This is a genomic window from Micromonospora sp. RHAY321 (genome assembly GCF_023896955.1).
Lineage (GTDB): Bacteria > Actinomycetota > Actinomycetes > Mycobacteriales > Micromonosporaceae > Micromonospora.
In genome coordinates this window covers 73,659-92,555 of the sequence record NZ_JAMHIW010000010.1, presented here as the reverse complement: position 1 = coordinate 92,555, position 18,897 = coordinate 73,659, and the positions used below count along the sequence as shown (strand labels likewise).

Sequence of the window (18,897 nt, the reverse complement as noted above, 5' to 3'; positions counted from 1 at the left end):
ACCGCGATAGTGCCGGCCCGGGCAACCGAAGATGGACGATAGGGACCCGGGGGCGACCAGTCGGAGGAGCAGTGATCAGGCAGCAGGCTGAACGATCGCTCCAGCGACAGGGAATACGGTCGGTTGATGGGGTTCTCCATCAAGTTGGCGCCCGGGGTGCGTATCCGTGCCTCCTCTCGCGGTATCCGCACCAGCGTCGGGCCGAGGGCGGCCCGGGTGCACTTCGGGGCCGGCCGCACCGGCGTCTCCACTGGCTTGGGTCCTGTCGGCTTCTACACCTCCCTCGGGGGTGGCCGCCGCCCCAGCAGTCGGGCCACGTCGGCGGCGACCTTTAAGCGGCAGGTCGCGGCTCAGCAGAGGCAAGCGGCACACGCGCAGCGCGTCGAGGAGGCCCAACACCTGGCCCAGAGCTTCCTGCGCATCCTCGAGCTGCACCGCGTCGACTTCCCCGCAGCCAGCCGACCCATCGCACCGCAACCAGCACCGCCCGACCGGGCAAGCATTCACAAGCACTACGAACAGCACGCCCTCGGCGGCATCGGCCTCTTCGACCGCGCGAAGCGAGCTCGGGCCAAGCAACTCGCCACCCAGTGGACCGAGGCCGAGATGCAACGGCAATGGACGACCCGATGTGAACAGCAGGCAACCTGGCAGCAGTACCTCGACCAGCGGTGGCAGCAGCTGTGCAGCAACTCGCCCGAGGTCGTCCTGGAGACGTTGGAGGAAGCCTTCGAGGACAACGAGGCACCCAGCGCCGCCGTCGGCCTCACCGTCGACGAGGTATCCCTCGTGGTGCTCGTACCCAGCGTGGACCAGGTCGTGCCCGAACGCATGCCCACCACCACCCAGGCGGGCAACCTGTCCCTCCGCAAGCTCCCGCAGCGCGACCGTGCCGCCTACTACAAACAGTTTCTATGCGGTCAAGTACTGGTCACCGTCCGGGAAGCGCTCGCTGTCGCACCCGCGGTCGCCTCCGCCCGCATCGCCGTGCTGCGTCGCGACGAGCCCGACAGCTACGGCCGACCCCGCGTCTCCTGCCTACTCGCCGTCAAGTTCGACCGCCAGGCACTCAACGGCGTTCAGTGGCAGACAGCCGACGCAGCCCGGATCGTCATCGACACCAGCACGGAGCTCATCCTCAACCACCGAGCCCGCACCGGTGAGCTGCAGCCTCTGAACCTCGCCACGGAGCCCGCGCTCGCCGAACTCCTCAACGCCGTCGACCTTGCCGAGCTAGCAGGCGGGCAGTAGGCCGATGAGCCCCAGTAAGAGCGGGGCTGTCTCGCTAACGGTGGTTCCGGCGATCTTGGCTAGTAGATTCAGCGACTGCGAAGCGGTCGCTGAAGGTGATGGCGAAGGCGTGATTTCGGGTTGTCAGCGCATCGTTCATCGGGCTCTGACCGCTCCGGTGGGGTCCAGAGACGGGTCACCCGGTTGCGTACTGCCGCTTCTCGTGCCGGCTGGTGCACCTCGTCCGAGGATGACCCCGCGTCGCGCGGCGGCCACCGTCGCCCTCGCCGAGCAAACAGGACGTCAAGGCGGCGCGGCTTTGGCTGGGCAACCGGGGCGTCGGCCGTTCACGCGCGACTGGGCTGGGAAGGCGATCCTGCTTCAGTCGGCTCTCGCATGGTTCGACGCGGTGTGCGTGGGTTGGCTACGTGGAGTCAGTGCCAGGAGGTGCTGACGCCCACCGGACAGTTGACCTTCTTCAAACGGCACCCTTCTGTAGCCGCGGCAGTTCCACAGCGCGGACGCTATACCGAGTCGCGACGCGTGCGAACGGCAAAACAGGTGCACGCAGCCTTCTGTAGGTCAGTCGTCAGGTAGCGCGGTGCAGGCGGCAGCGCGAGCCTCGGTGCAAGTTGAACTGGGTCCTTGCACCCAGCGGCGCCCGGTGCTGCGGCCGCACCTGGCCCATCATTGGCCGGCAGGAGGCGGTCAGCCTTCCCGGTAGCCGGGCAGCCCGAGCGCGGCGCGGACCCTGCCGGCCTCCTTGGCTCCGCTGCGCGCCGCTGCTGCGCGGATCTCCCGCATCAGCGCATCGGCGTCCGCCGCTTCGCCGGCTCGCCGCCAATGCCGTAACGCGACGTCGTTCTCCTTGAGAAGTGCGCCCATTGGCGCCAGGACCGCTGCCGGCCAGACCGTCTCGCTCAGCCCAACGGCGTGCGCCGCGTTCGTCCGGGCCACGTCGGCGGCCAGCGTACGGACCGTCCGCCAAGGCTTCCCGGCGTTGACCGCGTCCTCCAGCTCTTCCAACGCGGTGTTGTACGGCGCCACGATCGCCAGGTAGCGGCTCTTTGCCTCAGCAGCCGTCAGCGCGGCCGGGGTGGTCGGCGCGGCGCTCTGCCAAACCGGCGCTGGAGCTTGCGGGTCGACCTGTTCGCCTGTACCGCACCCGGCGAGCAGCACGGTCAGGGTCAGGACGGCCGTCCAGCGACGCACGGAAACCTCCCAACTGTCGAGTTCCGAGACACCGGGATTCTATGGGGCCAGCTGCGCGGCCGACTAACCAGCGACGGCGGCGCCACCGGCGGGAAGTTGAAGCGGATCCGTTCACCGGCAAGCGGTACGCCTTCAGCGGCGGTAACCCGATCAGCAACGTCGAGGTGGATAGCGCCTTCTTGCCCGCGGAGCCCTTGCCGGTGGCGTAGCGCATCCGCTGCCGGATGGACTGCCCGGACAGGAGGCATCGTGAAGTTAAACATGACGGAGGCTCGGTGGGTGCCTCGCCGGTGTGGGCCTCAGCCAGCGTTGCGCAAAGGTCGCGGGTTTGGGTCGGACTGAGGATGGCGACCAGGCGACCCGGCGGGATCCCGATCTGCATCCGGCGGAGATCGCCGCGCGAACCGGCCGATCCGAACACACGGGTACGTCGACACTGGCCGCCGCCCACTGACACCGCCGTGCCGTTCGTCAACGGCCCGCACGCTTGCCACGTCGCTGACCCTGGGCCGCTGACGCACCGGTCTGGCAACCTATCGGCCCTTCCATCGCAGAAAAGATCGACTTTCGCTTCTCTTGGCCACTCCGGGCACATTTCCGTCTGGTTCTGCCACCCATACGGACGCTAGTTCCGGCGCAAGTGTTGATCTAGATTGCTCTCCTCATGCCTGTCTCAAAAGGTGAGTAGGCATCGACATCCAGAGGAATTCTAGTGTCTCAGTCTTCCCCGCCCGTACCGCCGTCGCTCAACCAGCCGCCGTCCGGTGACCAACCCGCCGAGGCCGCGGCTGTTGTGCCCACCGCCGCACGACCAATCCGTGAATGGATCGTGCTGGGAGCCGGTATTGCCGCCGTCATCGGCTCGTTCATGCCGTGGGGCAAGGTGAGCGCACCCATCCTTGGCACGGTGACCGTGTCGGGTGTCGACGGATCGGACGGTTGGATCACGGCTGGTCTTGGCCTAGCGCTGGTCGTCTACGCCGGCATGACCTTGCGCGGCCAGCGCACCCACATGGCCGTGCCCGTCCTTGCCGTCCTTGCTGCCCTCGGGCTGCTTGGTGTGGGCGCATGGAAGATCGCTGACCTGCAGGCGACTGAGGCGGAAATGCGAGCGAAAATGTCCGGCGAGGACGATGTCCTCGGCATCGGAAAGGCGATGAGCGAAGCTGTGCAGGTGAACGTCGGGTCCGGGCTCTGGTTGCTGACCTTCGCCGCGTTGGCGGGCTCCGTCGCCATGATCCTCATCATCGTCAACCGTTGTCGCAGCCGCGACAGCAGCTGATGTCGGTGCGCCGAAAGCGAGTCCGGCAGCAGTGCCTCCTCGGCTCGCCTGACTGAAACGGCCCGGGCGGAGCATTCAGTTCGGCCGGGCTGTTTGGCTGTGGGAGCTGCCGCTGGTGCTCCGCTGCCAGATTCTACTCCGGCCACGACATCGGCCGTTGGTAGGCGGGGACGTCCGGCCAGCACTCCAGCGAACCGAACGCCTCCTGTTACACGCTCAGAAGATTCTCCAGGGCGCTCGAACGCGCGTAACGAAGCAAACAGGGGTTCAAGAAGCGCCCGCAAATACTGCTGGGCGAAGGCGCAGCCGAAGATGTAGGGCATCCGACTTGCGTTGGTCGGGCAGTGAGCACAGCCGGGCCGGCGCCGGTGCTCACCCTTAGCCTGGCGCGGCAGGGGAGTCGTGGGGGATCGAGGCGCATCGCGGCAGTACTGTGCGCGCCATGATCCGCAACGCCATGATCCGCAACGCCATGATCGTAATGCCTCTTCTCGCGCTGCCTTTGACCGCTTGCACGGGCAACGCCGATAAACCAAACGCCGCTGCGTCCTCGACGTCCGCGGCTCCATCGGCCGTCGCGCCCCCAAGTGCGGCTGCCAGCCCGACCGCGCAGGCGCCTGATGGGCAGAAGGAGCTTCGCCAGGCGGTGTTGGCGTACTCGGACGCATTCCTCGACGCGAAGCCCACCGTCGCCTACGACCTGTTCTCGGCCAGGTGCAAGGATCGCGTGACCCTCAGCGAGTTCACCGGCATGCTGGCTGCGGCCAAGCAGATCTACGGCAAGGCGATGCCCCTCAAGACCTTCGATGCGCAAATCTCGGGTGATCTCGCTCGAGCGACCTACACATACGACGTGCCTGCGCTGAACCAGACCAAAGAGCCATGGGTGCGGGAAGACGGCAAGTGGAAGCAGGACGACTGCTAGGAGAAGAGCGGCGAGCGTCCACTCGAGGTGTCCCAGTAGGCATATGGGCTACTCACAGCGGTCTTCGGAGCCTCGCCCGTATGGCTCGGGGCGGTGCACGCGCAGATCCCGCCCGGTGCCGATGTTCCACCGCCGGCGTGATCTCCTACAGGCAGCAGGCAGTCCGCGGCGGCCCGCTGCTGACGCCACGGCGGGCAGTGGCTGACCGCGGGCGATCCGCGCAGGTTGGCGGTCGCTGACGTGGGTGGGGGAGCGCGGCGCGCAGGTGGTCCGAGCGCTGCGGGCCGCGAGGTGATCAGCGATCTTCCTCGCATGCTCGTTCGAGCGCCACTCGTGCCATGAGCCCGGGGTTGATTCGTTGTCGCGGATCTCCGCACGAGACGGCGTCTTTCATACCCACGATGACGTGGGGGCGAATGATGAGACGTGTTGACGGTCAGCGTGGGCGGGACTGGAGGTGATTCCCGCCCGCCCGCAGGCAAGCGCGGCGTCGCATCCAGTGCTGCGTCGGCCGGTCGCGCCGATGCTCGCGGCGCCGGTCGATGCGGTGCCCGAGGGCCCCGGCCTGGTGCACGAGCCGAAGTGGGACGGGTGGCGCGCGATCGCCTTCCGCGACATTGACGGGGTGTACCTCCAGTCGCGGGCCGGCCGGAACCTGAGCACCTACTTTCCAGACATCACCCGCGCGATCCGGACGGCCATTCCGCCAGGGGTGGTGCTCGACGGTGAGCTGATCGTCTGGGAGCGTGGTCGAACCAACTTCGCGCAGCTGCAGCGACGCGTCACCGCTGGCCGCGCCCTGCCGCGCCTGGCACGCGAGTGCCCCGCCCACTACGTGGTGTTCGATCTCCTCGCGGACGCGGCCGGGCAGGTGATCATGGGCCTGCCGCTGTCGCAGAGACGGGCCCGGCTGAAGCAGTTGCTCGCCGACGCGCCGGCGCAGCTCACCCTGACCCCACAGACGGCCGACATGCGGCAGGTGACGGACTGGCTGGTGAACTGGACCGTCGCTGCGGGCATCGAGGGCGTAGTGAGCAAACGGTCGGGCGGCCGGTACGAGCCGGGCCGGCGTGGCTGGGCGAAGTTCCGGACCCGGATCGTCACGGAGGCCATCGTCGGTGGGGTGACCGGCACCATCAGCAGCCCGGACACGGTGCTGCTCGGCCGATTCGACCGTCGGGGACGGCTGCGATACACCGGCAGCACCCACCCCCTGACCAGCAACCAGGCCGTGGAGCTGGCCGCGCTGCTCGCGCCGCCGCGCCGTGGCGCAGTGGCGCACCCGTGGCCGGAGCCTCTGCCCGCGTCCTGGTCCGGTCAGCTGGACCGGCCCGAGCCGCTGCGGTATGTACAGGTGGAGCCGAGCGTGGTGGCGGAGATCGACGCCGACGTGGCGTTCGAGCACGGGCGGTGGCGCCACCGGGTGCGGTACGCGAAAGGCCGGCCCGACATGTCGGTCTACGACGTGCCACTGCTCCTCGGTGAGGGCGAGGACCCGTTCGGGACGCCGAGCGGCTGACGGGCGGAACCGGCGACAATCCCTGGCTATTGGCTGCGCAACCTCAGCCAGCCAGGTTGAGGGCGGGGCCATCCTCGCCCTCGGCGACCGCTGGCCGTTACTAGGGCTGGGTGAAGCGGGCGATGACCGGGGCGTGGTCCGGCACGATGGCAGCTTCGCGGCTGCGGGTGGACACGCCGATGGAGGTGATGTCATCGACGAGGGAGTCGATGCCGACCAGGCGCAGTTGCAGGTCGCGGGTGGCGAGGATGTGGTCGATGAGCTCGCCCCGTCCTTGGTAGATGCGGGAGTAGCCGCGCGCTGGTGGCAGGCGGCGTCCGAGGTTGTACAACCGCACCGCGTCGCCCTTGTCAGGGCGGTGGACGTCCCCGTCGGCGGGTCCTTCGAGCAGGACGGTGGTGACGGCGTCGGGTCCGTCGTTGAGGTCTCCGCACAGGATCGTCGGCATACCGGGCTGCCCGTTGACAGCGGATTCGGCGAGGACATCGTTGAGGTGCACGCGCAGGGCGACGGCTTCGGCGGTGCGGCGCAGCAGGGCGTAGCCGGCGCCGCGGGCACGTTCGTCCTCGGTGAGCGGGTAGCGCCGTCCGCCCGGGTAGGTGAGCAGCTTGCTCTTGAGGTGAGCGGTGACCAGCCGCAGGCCGGGCCCGCCGCAGTCGACGTGCACCTGAACCGCTCCTCGGCCCAGGTGCGTGAGCGTGTCGCTGTCGACGTCGGGGACCGCCGGCAGGCCGGCCTGCGGCAGCGCGGTGACCTGCGCTTCCTCGGTGAGCGTGTGCCGGGCGAGGACGGCGACGCGGATCCCACGACCGTCCGGGTGGGTGGAAACGACCGCCTGCCAGGGCTCGCCCAGGGCCGCGCGGAGATCGTCAGCGGCCACCGGTGAGCCGATCTCCTGCAGGGCGACGACGTCGGCGCCGGTGCCGGAGATGAGCCCGGCCAGGTAGGTGAGCTTCGCGGCGTAGGTTTCCGCAGCCGAGGGGTCGGTGTCGTCGGGCCGGAACAGGTTTTCCACGTTCCACGTCATGACGATCAGGTCGTTGGCCACCGTCGCTCCCTGCATCCAGGTCCGCTACCAGCCTCAAGGCCGCACTGTAGGCCCGCGGGAAGCATCGACTGCCGCTACGTCGCAATCTGGACAGCCGCGAGCAGACCAGCTGCACGAGGGCCGCGAGGTGCTGAAGGCGGGGGCGCGGGGGCCCGCGTATTGAAATCGGTCTTCGCGCGAGCGCCTCCACCCCTTCACAAGGACGCCCTTCGATGGACATGATCGTTCGAGATGGTCGCTGTCCACCCGGTCGTTCAGGAGGCCCACATGCGCGACAACCAGATGCTCACCCGATCCTCACCGCGGCGACGCTTCGCCGTCGTGGCCGCCGCCGTACTCACCGGCGCATGTCTCGTCGTCGTGAACGCGCAACCGGCCATGGCCACGCCTCCCGGGATCCCCTCCAAGTCGACGGCGCAGTCACAGCTCAACGCTTTGACGGTGGCGACCCAGGGCTCGACCACTGGCTACTCCCGGGACCTGTTCCCGCACTGGATCACCATCAGTGGCAGCTGCAACACCCGCGAGCAGGTCCTCAAGCGCGACGGCACCTCAGTCGTGGTCGACAGCTCCTGCGCGGCCACCTCGGGCCGCTGGTACAGCCCCTACGACGGCGCGACCTGGTCGGCGGCCTCGGACGTCGACATCGATCACGTCGTGCCCCTGGCAGAGGCGTGGCGCTCCGGGGCAAACGCGTGGACGACCAGCCGCCGGCAGAGCTTCGCCAACGACCTGACCCGCCCCCAGTTGATCGCGGTGACGGACAACGTCAACCAATCCAAGGGTGACCAGGACCCGTCCACGTGGCAGCCGTCCCTGTCGTCGTACCGGTGCACCTACAGCAAGATGTGGATCACCGTGAAGTACAGCTGGAGCCTGACCCTGCAGTCGTCGGAGAAGTCCGCGCTGCAGAGCATGCTCAACACCTGCAGCTCCTGACCAAGATCTGCGGCCGGCGGGCGTGCTTCGGGACGCTCCGCCGGCCGGACTATGCCTGCTGGGGCGGATGCGGTGCGCCGTCGCCGGACTGTTTGCGCCACTGGCCGCCCACGTCGGCGGCGAGGAGGCGCTTGACCATCGCGAGGGCATCCGCCTCGGTGTCGAACTCCCAGCGCAGCACCCGGCCGGTCTCGCTGTCGCCGGCGCGGGCGACGACCTTCCACCGGACCTCGCGGGTCAGCCACACATCCCGGCGGCCCAAGCGCCCCCAGATGCCGTTCCACCAGCGCCCCGCCACGTCCTCCACCAGCGCATCGTACAAGTGTTCGATCAGCGGTGAGCGCGAGGTGCTGAGTCTGGTCGGGCTGGGTGGAAGCTATTGCGGCATCCGTTCGGAACCCGGATGCGCTGTCCCGGCCGGTTGCCCACCGCTTGCCGAGGTCACTGGTCGTCGGAGAGAAGCCCGTCGTATCGGAATGTTGGTGGCTCGTGCTCGTCGTCAGAACGGAGATAGCGGTGCCTGACGGGTGGACTGGGGTGATCGTGAGCGCCGAGGTAGGCGCCGGTTTGGCATAGGATGACCGACTGCGGAAGTGACCCGTCCTCGTCGACCTCGATTGGGGTGAGGCGGCCGTCGGCTGGTCCACCGAGTAGCCATGCCTCTACCGCGGGCATCAGAGGCTCACCGTCGCGACGATCGCCATCAGCAACGTGGCTACTGCCGCGACGAGAGTGGCGACCGCGCCGACAAGGGCAGTGACGCCGGAGAGGTATCCCAGTGGCGTCTCTATATCCGTGCCTCGTATTCGCCCCTGCCCGCCCCTGATCATGGCCGCTCTCCTTCCGCAGTCGATGGGACGCGGCGTCGTCCCCGCGGGTTACTTCAGCAGGAGGCAGCATCGGGATCAACCTGTCGAGGCGTCTCTGTGGATAACTCGGGTCCCTGTGAACGCAAGCAAAGGCGCGAGCTCCGGGGTTACGTGCCGGTGGTGCCGATGCCGAGCGTGGTGTGCCGGTGCCGGCACCTTCGCGCGCCCACACTTGGTACCCGTCATCCATTCGACGGCTGGTCCGTCCTGAACCCTCACGTCAACCACCCGCCGGATCGGCGTGCGGCGCCTGCCGGCACCGATGGCCGCGCGGCGCGGCAGCGCAACGCTGCTCTCGGGTGCGCCCGGTTGCTGGCCTGAGTAGTAGCGCTTGATCAGCCCGGCGAGCCGTCGCAGTAACGCCCACCTGAAAGTGAGGGGCGACAGCACCGGAGTGAGCCGAATCCCCTTACCTAGCCCGTCAGGGAGGGGCATGAGCGAGCGCCCCCGGAGGCCCGCGACTCGGCTGTGGTGGCGCGGCGCGAGCTTCTGACCTGCTGATGTGAGGTCCCGTAAGGCCGTGTGAGGCACTGTCAGCCCTCACGACACGTTCCTCGACCACCTGCGGTCATACCGTCAACCCACTGACCAGGCACCCCCACTCACCGTCCGTCGCCTCTGTAGCTCCACGCCTGCGACTTCCCGTGATCCCGCAGGCCAGCGAGGCGACACGAACAGGCAGGAGGAGTGATGCGAACCAGAGCGGCTTCTATCGCCACCACGACGGGATCCGCGCTCCTGGTCGCGGTCGTTCCGGCCGCGCTCGTCCACCTCGGCGCATCGCCGACGCCCAACGTGCCATCCACCGCGGCGCTGCAGGACTGGCTCCGACAGCCGCTCACCGCCGGGTTCCTCGCCGGCCTCGCGCAGACGGGCGCCTGGCTGATTTGGGCGCTGCTCGTCACCGCCGTCAGCGGCCGGGCGTACACGCGGGTCACCCGCGCGCTGCGGTGGCTACCCACGCTGCACCTGCCGGGACCGCTGCAGGGACTGACCGCAGCCGTGCTGGGAGCCACCGCGGTCAGCGCCAGCACGGGCGCCATCCCCGCCCACGCCGCCGCGCCCGCCAACGCCGACATGAGCGACTCGCACGAAGCGGTGCACCCCACCGCGCGGCAGGCCGGTCACACTCTGGCCAGCCACGCGGCGGCGAGCAGCACCGAACTCGCCCGCGTCGCGACTGGCCGGGAAGACACCTATACCGTGAAGCGTGGGGACACGCTGTCCGAGATCGCCGAGCGGTGTCTGGGCGACCCCCGCCGCTGGCCGGACATCTTCGCCCTCAACCGGGGCACCCGCTTTCCCGGCGTCGGCGGAACGCTGCGCAACCCGAATCTGATCTATCCCGGCTGGACCCTCAACCTGCCCGCCCACGCCAGCCCAGACAGTCCCCCGAGAGATGCAAAGCCGCCTAAGGCGCCACCGACCGATCAACCGGACGTTGAGGCATCCCAACCTCCGCCGGACGGGCGCACCCCGGCTCCGGGCAGCTCGGCGCCGGCCACGGTCGCGCCGAACATGCCCGCGTCGACCACGACGGCCGCACCGCCGAGCAGCGGCGTCCCGGAACCCGCCCCCACCGCGACCGGCTCTGCCGCCAACGCCGACGCGGGCGATGCCCCCACCCACGATCGGGATGCGCGCGGCGTGTCTCTGCCGAGCGGCAGCTGGGTAGACATCGGCCTGGCCCTGGCCATCGCGGGCGCGGTGGCGCTGGTGTGGGCGCATCGCCAGCGCCGCTACATTCCCCGGCCGCCCACGGCCACAACGCGCACGACGGATCCCGATCTCGCGCCGATGCCGCCGGTGATCGGCCAGATCCGCCGAGGACTGCGCCGGCTCACCGCCGGCCACGCCAACGCGCCGACCAGCGACGCCCCCCACACGATCACCGAAGTGGACGTCGACACCCACCCTGAAGACCTCGCCGTGGTCATTGGCGCCCTCACGGAGAGCGCAGGCAATGGCCCAGACCTGGATACATGTCCCGGCCCTGACGAGCCGAGCCAGGCCGACGCCCACCGTGAAACCACAGCAGCCGTTGACATGCCAGTCGTGCCGTCGCTGGCCAACCCGCTGTCGGCTTTGTGGCCGCCCGCCGGACTCGGACTCACCGGTCCCGGTGCGCACGCCGCCGCCCGCGGGTTCCTCACCGCCGCCCTGGCCGCCGGCGGCCTGCACGACCCCGACGCTCGCACCGAGGTGGTGATGCCGTCCCCGACCGCGGCCACGCTGCTCGGCGCTGCGGCGGTCAACCTGCCGCGCACACCTCGGCTGACCATCACCACCGGGCTCGACGAAGCCCTTGAGATTCTCGAGGCGCGGACCATGCGCCGCACCCGGCTGGTCGACCGGCATGAGGTCGACACTGTCGCCGACCTGCGGCACACCGACCCCTACGAGGAGCCGCAGCCACCGATCATGCTCCTGGCCGACGTGAGTACCCGCCACGAACGCGCCCGCGTCGCAGCCCTGCTCGCGCAGGGCCAACGCCTGGACATCCACGGGGTGCTGCTCGGCCCGTGGCCTGACGGCAACACCGTGATGGTGGCCGACGACGGCGTCGCCACCCCCGCCCACGGAGAGAGCCAGCGCCCTGGCAGGCATCCCGCCGACGTTGGCCGGCTCGCGATCCTCACCCCTGCCGAAACCGCGGGCCTACTTGCTGCCCTCGCCGAGTCGCACACCGGCCTACCCCAGCCGGCGGCCCCGACCGAACCCGCACCACCGCCGCAGCGCGCGACGCCCACCCCGGCCGCCGCGACCACACCAACAGATACGCCGGTTGTCGCACCGCCTGACACGGACGCTGACGCCGAGCAGAACGTGCAGGCCTGCCACGACCGGACCGGCGACACCGACAGCGAACAGGCCCTGGCGGGTGCCGTCGCCAGTACCGACGTCTCGGTTTCCGCCCAGCTGACCGCAGCAGCCCGCGAGGGCGGCGGCGCCCCCCCACCAGCCGACCCGACCACCGCCGTTAACCACCGGCGGGCCGCCGTCGCCGGGCGATCGCCAGCCGCCAGTCACCACGACGTCGACCCCGAGCCGACGACGCAGCCCGCACGGGTCAGGGTGAAAGTGCTCGGCGTACCCACCATCGTCGACGGTGACCCGCAGCGCAGCCTGCGCGCGAAGTCCCTCGAACTGCTGGTGTATCTGGCGGTCCGCGACGGCAGCGCCTCCACGGAGGCGATCCTGGACGACCTGCTGCCCGACGCGCCCGCCAGCAAAGCGGTCCATCGGCTGCACACCTACGTCTCGGACCTGCGCGGCGTCCTGCGGCACAACGGCGGCCCCGGCACCTACCTCACCCACCCCCACCGCCGATACGAACTTAACCCCGAACGCTTCGATGTCGACCTGTGGCGGATGCGCGCCGCGATCCGCGCCGCCGACGCCGCCGGCTCCAAGCCCGAACGGGTCGCGGCGCTACGCCGCGTCGTCGACACCTACCGGCCACTCGCCGAGGGCCGCGAATATGAATGGTTCGAGCCCTACCGGGAGACCGTCCGCCAGGACGCGCTCGACGCCGCCGTGGCCCTCGCCGAGGAACTCGCCGGCCAACCCACGGAGCAACTCGCCGTCCTCGACGCCGCGATCAGCCAACACCCCTACGCCGAACAGCTGTACCAGGCCGCTATGCGCGCCCGCGCGCAACTCGGCCACCTCGACGCCATCCGCGCGTTGCGCCGGACGTTGACCCGCCGGCTCGCCGAGATCGACGCCGAACCCGCCGACGACACCCTCGCCCTGGCCGACCAGCTCACCGCCGACCTGCGCCGCGCCGGCCGCGACGCACGGACACGACGATCCGCCCTCACAGACGGAGGGTCCGCATGAACACCTCACCGCACACCGGCAATCCGACCAGCACCGCCGGCGCCGCAGCGTCGGTTGACACCGGCGCGCATCTGCGGCGGCTGCGCTGGGCCGTACGGGCCACGCTCACCCTCGGCGTCGCCGCCTCCGTGGCGGCAAACGTCCTGCACGCCCGATCGAACCCGATCAGCCAGATCATCGCCGCATGGCCACCACTGGCGCTGCTGCTCACCGTCGAACTGATCTCACGCGTCCCGCACCACCGCCGATCCCTCGGCACCATCCGGATCATCGCGACGGCCATCATCGCCGCCATCGCGACATGGGTGAGCTACTGGCACCTCGTCGGCGTCGCCACCCGATACGGGGAGACCGAAGCCGCCGCCGCATACCTGCTGCCCATATCCGTCGACGGACTCGTCATCGTCGCCAGCGTCAGCCTCGTCGAGCTCACCGCCAGGATCCGCGCGGCGACACCTGACCACCAGCCTGCGCTGATCGCATCGCCCGAATTCCCACCGGCCACGAAGCCCACCCACGTGACCCGACAGCCTTCGGCTCAGCCCGGCACACTCGCTCCCCAGCAGCCCGCTGCCGCAGGGGTAGAGGCCGCGCCACCGGGCACACGGACTCGACGGCCGATCAAAGCCGTCACCGCACCAACCGCCTCGTCGTCAACCGCTTGCACACCCACTGCGGCACCTGACGGTGCTCCCCAGGATGCCGGAAACACGACCGACCTCGATTCCGCTGCCCGCGGCAATGACCAGCCGCCGCAGACGGCCGCCGCCAGCGACCCCGCCACGCCCGCCGACACCGCCAACGGGAAGGCGCCCCGCTCCGCGCGCCCGCACCAGCGATCCGCAAACCCCCAGCCGCTAGATCGGCTCGACGACGCGCAGCGCGTGGATCCACCGCCATGGAGGCCGGACATGGAACCCAGGGCGGAGAGCGATACGGCAGACGGCGCGGTCTCCGACGGGGGACCCGTGCCGTCGGAGACCGCCAGGGCGGTGGCTTACTGGTATCGGCGTGAGCCCAACCTGCACCCAGCCGAGATCGCCGCGCGGATCGGCCGATCTGAACGCACCGTTCGCCGGTACTGGCCGCCGCCAGCCACCCGCCACCCGTCACCGGCGACAACGTCAGCGACGTAGCCAACAGCGCCTCCGCCACTGAGGGCGCCGACTCCACACCGGGCCACACGCAACCAGCTACCCCTCAGCCTGGTTCGTCCGCATCAGCCCGCCCGCCAACGACAGACGCGGCGCTTGCCTCACCGACCTGATGGACGAACTGGTGTTGGCGTACGAGTCAAACGTGCCCAGCCAGGTATAGCTAGACATGCACAGCATCGTGTAGACGGACACTGAGATGAGAGCGGGCAGTTCGCACCTCCAACCGCTCCCGATCCGACCAGCGGTGCCTCAGCGAGACCAATGGGTAGCGTCGGTGGCCGTCGTGACGTTCCGTGACCAGCGATGCGCCATCGGCATGGCGGCGCATCCGCTTCTGCCGAATTGATTGCGTTCAGTGCCGAGCGAACAAGCGACAGTCGTTCACGGGAGCTGAAGTCCTCCGCCCCACTAGGCTCCAGGACCTTCTAGCGGAGCCAGACATGGTTTACTTCCCTGTGGTTTTGCTTCGCACGTCCTACCGGCTGGTGCTGGCCGCTCACGTTGGTGTATGGCTCCTTTGGGGTTGGGCGATCTGGCACGAGTGGGATATTGCGCCGCTGTTGTGGTTGGTCTTCGGCGCCTCGATGCTCGCCGTGTGGGTTCTCAGGCACAGGCTCGCCAACGCCCGCGGACGGGCTGGGACGGACGTCGGGTAGTAGTAGCCCGCTGGCCACCATTGAGCAGTGTGCCTGCACGAGTAAGGGCGGGTGCCAGGACGCCCTGTTTCGTGCCGAACTCGCCATCCAGGTCCACCGTGCAACACCCGCATCTGCCGCGATCCGCGCTACGCAGCGTCACGCCGAGCTGGCCCGGTTGCCGTCCGGACGTGCCCGAGATGAGGGCATCCGATTCAAGCCGGCGCCATGCCGACAGGCCGGCGAATGTGTCACGCTTAGGCTGGTCCCGGGGCCGAGTCTCGGCCGACGGAAGGCGAGACGGCCGCGCCGAAACGGGCCGCGACCGTCGACACGGCGGCATGTAGTTCGGGGCTTTCTTCCACGGAGAAGTCGAACGGGACGGGGGCCAGCCACTCCTGCGCGTACATCGTGGGGTTTCCGGTGCTGCCGACCAGTACGCATCGGTCGCCGTCCGGCTGGAGGCGGCCCATCGGCGGCCGGATCCAGGGCGCCACCTTCTCCTGCGGGGCGCGGAACACCACGCGGGTGGGGTACTTCCAGCCCGCCCCAGATTTTCCTCGAGCGCGGCAACAGGATCCAGGTCGTCGGGCGGCGTGAAGCCGTGCGGGTCTGCCGTACGGTCCGGACTCGGTCGATTCGGTACGTGCGGATGGCGTCCGCGCGGTGCGAGTGGCACAGCAGGTACCAGCGTCCGTACCGCACCACGACTGCCCACGGGTCGACCTCGGCGGCCCACTCCTCGCCGCTCTCGCCTCGCCCGACACCAGGACCACGGTGGCGATGAAGCGTGCAGCCTGCCGATGGTGGGCAGGTGCTGACGCGTCGCTCGGTGTAGAGGGCAGCCGGGCCGGCTTGACCCGGAGGACCGGGCTGTCCGTCGCGGACGCCCGGTCCCCGGAAGGGTCCCAGTATTCAGGGGAGCAGGCCCAGCGCTCGAAGTGTTGCCTGTCCTCGGACGCCGTCGGGATGACCTTCTCCTGTTGTCAGGCGCTCCGGCGCCTCGTCGGTGGCGAGGAGTCTTCCCCCCGGTACTAGTTCATGAACGCCCCGGCGTACGGGCGGTTCTGGTCGTGGATCGTGAGCTGTGCCAGAGCAAACACGGTCATCGCGGCATGTCGTCAGCCGGTGATCGTCCGCTCCGTGGCGCTGTTTGTTGTCGGTGACGGTGCCGGCTGAAATCGCTACTGCGCCGTTGAGCTGATCGGCCGTCAGGCAGGTGTCGCCCCCAGCAGGACTGCCGAGGCGTACGCGTCGACGAGGCCGGTTCCCTTGTCGACTGCGGTGGTGTAGGGCCCGACGGTCTGGTAGGCCGCGCCGTCCGTGAACTTGTACGCCGTGGCCTTGAGCGCGTCCTCGACCTGGGCCGGGGTCGCGTTCGGTGCGACCTGGAACAGTTGGGTAACGATGCCCACGACGTGCGGGGTTGCCATCGAGGTGCCGCTGATCGTGTTGAACGTGCCGAGGTCCAGGGGCCCGGGGCCGTTGTGCGGGTCCAGACCGGTCGAGCAGATCAGCAGGTATGGCCGGCAGGCCGAGGCGATGTTCGATCCGGGTGCCGAGACGTCCGGGTAGGTCTCCGGGTGTCCCGCCTCCCCGCGGCTGGAGAACGTCGACACGCTACCGTCGCGGGTGCCGGTGCCATGGTCGTCGTAGGAGGCGACCATGAGGATCCCCGGAGTGGGGTCCTGACCTGGAGGGTTGGTGGCGCTGTTGTCCGGGCCGTCGTTGCCGGCCGCCCAGACGGTGACGACACCCTCGGCGGCCAGCGCCCGTTGCAACTTGGTGGTCGCCGAGTTCGGATCGAACGCCCCACCGCCACTGGGGCCGTACGAGTTGTTGCTCACCTTGATCGGTGGGCAGCCCGCACACGGGTTCAGGTGATGGTCGAGCACCCAGTTCAGCGCGCTGTCCGCACCGAAGATGCTCAGTCCCGCGCCGACCGACAGGCTGATCAGCGTGGCGTCAGGGGCAGCGCTGTGCAGCCGGGTGCCGTCGGTGAGCCTCGTGTCCCGCCCGGCGACGATCCCCGCGACGTGCGTGCCGTGCCCGCCAGCCGACAGCGTGTCGGTGTCGTTGGCCGCGGTCAGGTCGAGGAAGCACGAGTCGTTGGGTAGCGGGAGCGGCAGACCCAAGTCGGTGAGCGGGCCGCAGATGTTCTTCAGATTGAGCTTCACTGCGCTGGTACCGTCCGCGTTGCGGAAGAACGGGTGCGTGCCGTCCACGCCCGTGTCAATGATTGCCGCCGACACACCGCGCCCGTCGACCGGCCGTCCCTGTCCGTCGCGCAGCTCAGCGCGCGCCTGCTCGCCTCGGGTAGCGACGTTCGAGGTCGACAGGTATGGCCGCAGCGGCTGGTCACCTTCGACGTAGGTGACACCGGCATGACCGCGAACGGCCACGACCTGCTCGGCGGTGCCGCGCGCAACCGCGACGCCGATCTTGTTCCAGGTTGTGATGAGTTTGAGGCCGGTGTCGGCGGCCGCCTGCCGGGCGGCGCCGATGCTCGTACCGTGCACAAACACCGGGATCGTGCCGGAGGCTGTCGTCAGCGTCCGCGCCAGGGAACTGGATATCGGGGCGAGTGGGTTGCTCGCCTGCGCCGGCGCGACCGGCGCGACGAGCGCGGCGGCAAGGACGCCGGCGATCAGGGGAGGGGTGGTTCGAAGCATGAGGGGACTCCTCTGGGAGCGTGTGTGACGCCTGTCTATGTGCTACATCGGCGGTCACCAAACTTTCGCAACACAGGTATGTCCTGAGGGCGCGAATGCGTACGGAGGCACCCGCTCGCACTGCAGCCGTCAGTTGACGCAGCTGGGAGACCAGGGGTGTGGTCTTCGCCGAGGGAGCGGCCCCGGTCGACCAGGATCCGCAGCAGCTCGGTCAGGTCGGCCGCGTCCGACCGGGCGGTACGCCCCGCTTCGACCAGGCGAGGATCCGTTCCGGGTCGGTGTCGGGCAGGTTGTGGTGGCGGCGGTGCAGCAGGCTGCGCAGCAGGTCCGGCGAGGCAGCGGCCTCGCCGATCGAACACGCACATGAAGTGGGACCACGGCGATGCCGGCGAGGCGCCGCAGGGGCTTCGGGTGTTAGGGGAGCAGAATAATCGGTGTCCTCGGCTGTGAATCGCGTCAGAAGACGGCTCCGTAGCGCCACCTGCGAGTCCCGCCCACGTCCAGCGGCCGGCCCATGGGCGCTCGTTGACATCCGCCGCTAGCCATCACCTCTGGCGGCCGCCGCGGTTTGGCGCCCGCGTCGGCGGGAAGCGCGTGGACCTGCGACAACGAGGAGAGGAACTCTCATGACATCGACCCCACTGCCTGGCGATACGTTCACCTTGGCGGAGGATTTGACGTTCACCCGGATGGGGTACGGCGCGATGCAGTTGGCCGGCCCGCACGTGTTCGGTCCGCCGGCCGACCGCGACGCTGCCGTGGCCGTGCTGCGCGAGGCCGTTCTCCTGGGTATCAACCACATCGACACCGCCGACTACTACGGCCCGTACGTCACCAACGAGATCATCAGGGAGGCTTTGCACCCGTACCCTGACGATCTCCACATCGTGACGAAGGTTGGAGCGTTGCGGGACGCCGAGGGGAACTGGCCGCCGGCGCTGACTCCCGAGCAGCTGCGCCAGGCTGTGCACGACAACCTGGATCACCTCGGGCTAGACGCACTCGACGTGGTCAACCTGCGCGTCGGTGGGCTCGACCGACCCACTCCCGGCCCCATCGCCGAGCCGTTCACCGCGCTCGCGCAGCTGCAGCAGGACGGACTGATCAAGCATCTCGGTCTCAGCACCGTCAACGCCGAGCAGATCGCCGAAGCACAGTCCATCGCGCCAATCGTATGCGTCCAAAACTTCTACAACATCGCCAACCGCAACGACGACGACCTGATCGACTCCCTCGCCGCACAGGGCATCGCCTACGTGCCCTATTTCCCGCTCGGCGGCTTCTCCCCGCTCCAGTCCGAGGAACTGAACGCCGTCGCCAACCGCCTCGACACCACACCGATGGCCGTCGCGCTGGCGTGGCTGCTTCAGCGCTCCCCGAACCTCCTGCTCATCCCCGGCACCTCATCCGTCACGCACCTGCGCGAGAACGTCACCGCTGCTGCGCTGACCCTTCCGCAGGAGGCGCTGACCGAGCTGAACGCCATCGCGTCGTGAGCAGGACTACCGCACCGCCTCCGATCGGGTTCATCGGCCTCGGCGACCGGGGAACCACCTGTGGCGACCG

Annotated in this window: 12 protein-coding genes and 1 pseudogene; 8 read left to right on the top strand and 5 right to left on the bottom strand. The window is 69.2% G+C overall.

Features of this window, described 5'->3' with window-relative positions; translation table 11 throughout:
* Window positions 1-126: 126 nt before the first annotated feature.
* Window positions 127-1,251, top strand: a complete 1,125-nt coding sequence (locus M8C17_RS21060) for a DUF4236 domain-containing protein (protein WP_252418238.1) — start codon at window positions 127-129, stop codon at window positions 1,249-1,251.
* A 687-nt stretch (window positions 1,252-1,938) separates the two neighbouring features.
* On the opposite strand, the gene M8C17_RS21055 is transcribed toward M8C17_RS21060, so the two are convergent.
* On the bottom strand, window positions 1,939-2,442 hold the full coding sequence (locus tag M8C17_RS21055; protein WP_252418237.1) for a hypothetical protein: 504 nt from the start codon (window positions 2,440-2,442) through the stop codon (window positions 1,939-1,941).
* 712 nt (window positions 2,443-3,154) lie between these two features.
* On the opposite strand from M8C17_RS21055, the gene M8C17_RS21050 reads away from it, so the two are divergent.
* From M8C17_RS21050 to M8C17_RS21040, 3 genes are all read left to right on the top strand, one after another.
* Window positions 3,155-3,724: a hypothetical protein gene (locus M8C17_RS21050; RefSeq protein WP_252418236.1), complete on the top strand. Its 570-nt coding sequence runs from the start codon at window positions 3,155-3,157 to the stop codon at window positions 3,722-3,724.
* Between the two features lie 442 nt (window positions 3,725-4,166).
* Window positions 4,167-4,649 carry a hypothetical protein gene (locus M8C17_RS21045; RefSeq protein WP_252418235.1) on the top strand — a complete coding sequence of 161 codons (483 nt, stop codon included), beginning with the start codon at window positions 4,167-4,169 and terminating at the stop codon, window positions 4,647-4,649.
* Between the two features lie 457 nt (window positions 4,650-5,106).
* Window positions 5,107-6,168, top strand: a complete 1,062-nt coding sequence (locus M8C17_RS21040) for an ATP-dependent DNA ligase (RefSeq protein ID WP_252418234.1) — start codon at window positions 5,107-5,109, stop codon at window positions 6,166-6,168.
* Window positions 6,169-6,268: 100 nt separating this feature from the next.
* Here the strand turns inward: M8C17_RS21040 and M8C17_RS21035 are convergent, their stop codons facing one another.
* Window positions 6,269-7,216, bottom strand: coding sequence for an endonuclease/exonuclease/phosphatase family protein (locus M8C17_RS21035; RefSeq protein ID WP_252418233.1), 948 nt, complete (start codon window positions 7,214-7,216; stop codon window positions 6,269-6,271).
* A gap of 282 nt (window positions 7,217-7,498) precedes the next feature.
* On the opposite strand from M8C17_RS21035, the gene M8C17_RS21030 reads away from it, so the two are divergent.
* Entirely contained in the window at window positions 7,499-8,155 is a 657-nt protein-coding gene (locus M8C17_RS21030) for a DUF1524 domain-containing protein (protein WP_374558810.1), read from the top strand.
* Between the two features lie 49 nt (window positions 8,156-8,204).
* Here M8C17_RS21030 and M8C17_RS21025 read toward each other — a convergent pair whose 3' ends face one another.
* Window positions 8,205-8,462, bottom strand: coding sequence for a hypothetical protein (locus M8C17_RS21025; protein ID WP_252418231.1), 258 nt, complete (start codon window positions 8,460-8,462; stop codon window positions 8,205-8,207).
* Between the two features lie 1,252 nt (window positions 8,463-9,714).
* Here M8C17_RS21025 and M8C17_RS21020 point away from each other — a divergent pair.
* Both M8C17_RS21020 and M8C17_RS21015 read left to right on the top strand, forming a co-directional pair.
* Window positions 9,715-12,867, top strand: coding sequence for a BTAD domain-containing putative transcriptional regulator (locus tag M8C17_RS21020; RefSeq protein ID WP_252418230.1), 3,153 nt, complete (start codon window positions 9,715-9,717; stop codon window positions 12,865-12,867).
* Window positions 12,864-14,003: a DUF2637 domain-containing protein gene (locus tag M8C17_RS21015; RefSeq protein WP_252418229.1), complete on the top strand. Its 1,140-nt coding sequence runs from the start codon at window positions 12,864-12,866 to the stop codon at window positions 14,001-14,003. The genes M8C17_RS21020 and M8C17_RS21015 overlap by 4 nt, the downstream gene beginning before the upstream one ends.
* 815 nt (window positions 14,004-14,818) lie before the next feature.
* Here M8C17_RS21015 and M8C17_RS21010 read toward each other — a convergent pair.
* Window positions 14,819-15,490: pseudogene (locus M8C17_RS21010) on the bottom strand (helix-turn-helix transcriptional regulator); the annotation flags it as partial.
* A gap of 380 nt (window positions 15,491-15,870) precedes the next feature.
* Complete coding sequence (locus tag M8C17_RS21005) at window positions 15,871-17,331, bottom strand: S8 family serine peptidase (protein ID WP_252418228.1); 1,461 nt, start codon at window positions 17,329-17,331, stop codon at window positions 15,871-15,873.
* 626 nt (window positions 17,332-17,957) lie between these two features.
* Here M8C17_RS21005 and M8C17_RS21000 point away from each other — a divergent pair.
* A complete protein-coding gene (locus M8C17_RS21000) occupies window positions 17,958-18,827 on the top strand; it encodes an aldo/keto reductase family oxidoreductase (protein WP_305884714.1) in 870 nt (289 codons plus the stop codon).
* Window positions 18,828-18,897: the final 70 nt, after the last annotated feature.

Coding starts and splice junctions, on each gene's coding strand:
- M8C17_RS21060 (WP_252418238.1), top strand. CDS start 127: ATGGGGTTCTCCATCAAGTTGGCGCCCGGGGTGCGTATCCGTGCCTCC.
- M8C17_RS21045 (WP_252418235.1), top strand. CDS start 4,167: ATGATCCGCAACGCCATGATCCGCAACGCCATGATCGTAATGCCTCTT.
- M8C17_RS21030 (WP_374558810.1), top strand. CDS start 7,499: ATGCTCACCCGATCCTCACCGCGGCGACGCTTCGCCGTCGTGGCCGCC.
- M8C17_RS21020 (WP_252418230.1), top strand. CDS start 9,715: ATGCGAACCAGAGCGGCTTCTATCGCCACCACGACGGGATCCGCGCTC.
- M8C17_RS21015 (WP_252418229.1), top strand. CDS start 12,864: ATGAACACCTCACCGCACACCGGCAATCCGACCAGCACCGCCGGCGCC.
- M8C17_RS21005 (WP_252418228.1), bottom strand. CDS start 17,331: ATGCTTCGAACCACCCCTCCCCTGATCGCCGGCGTCCTTGCCGCCGCG.
- M8C17_RS21000 (WP_305884714.1), top strand. CDS start 17,958: ATGACATCGACCCCACTGCCTGGCGATACGTTCACCTTGGCGGAGGAT.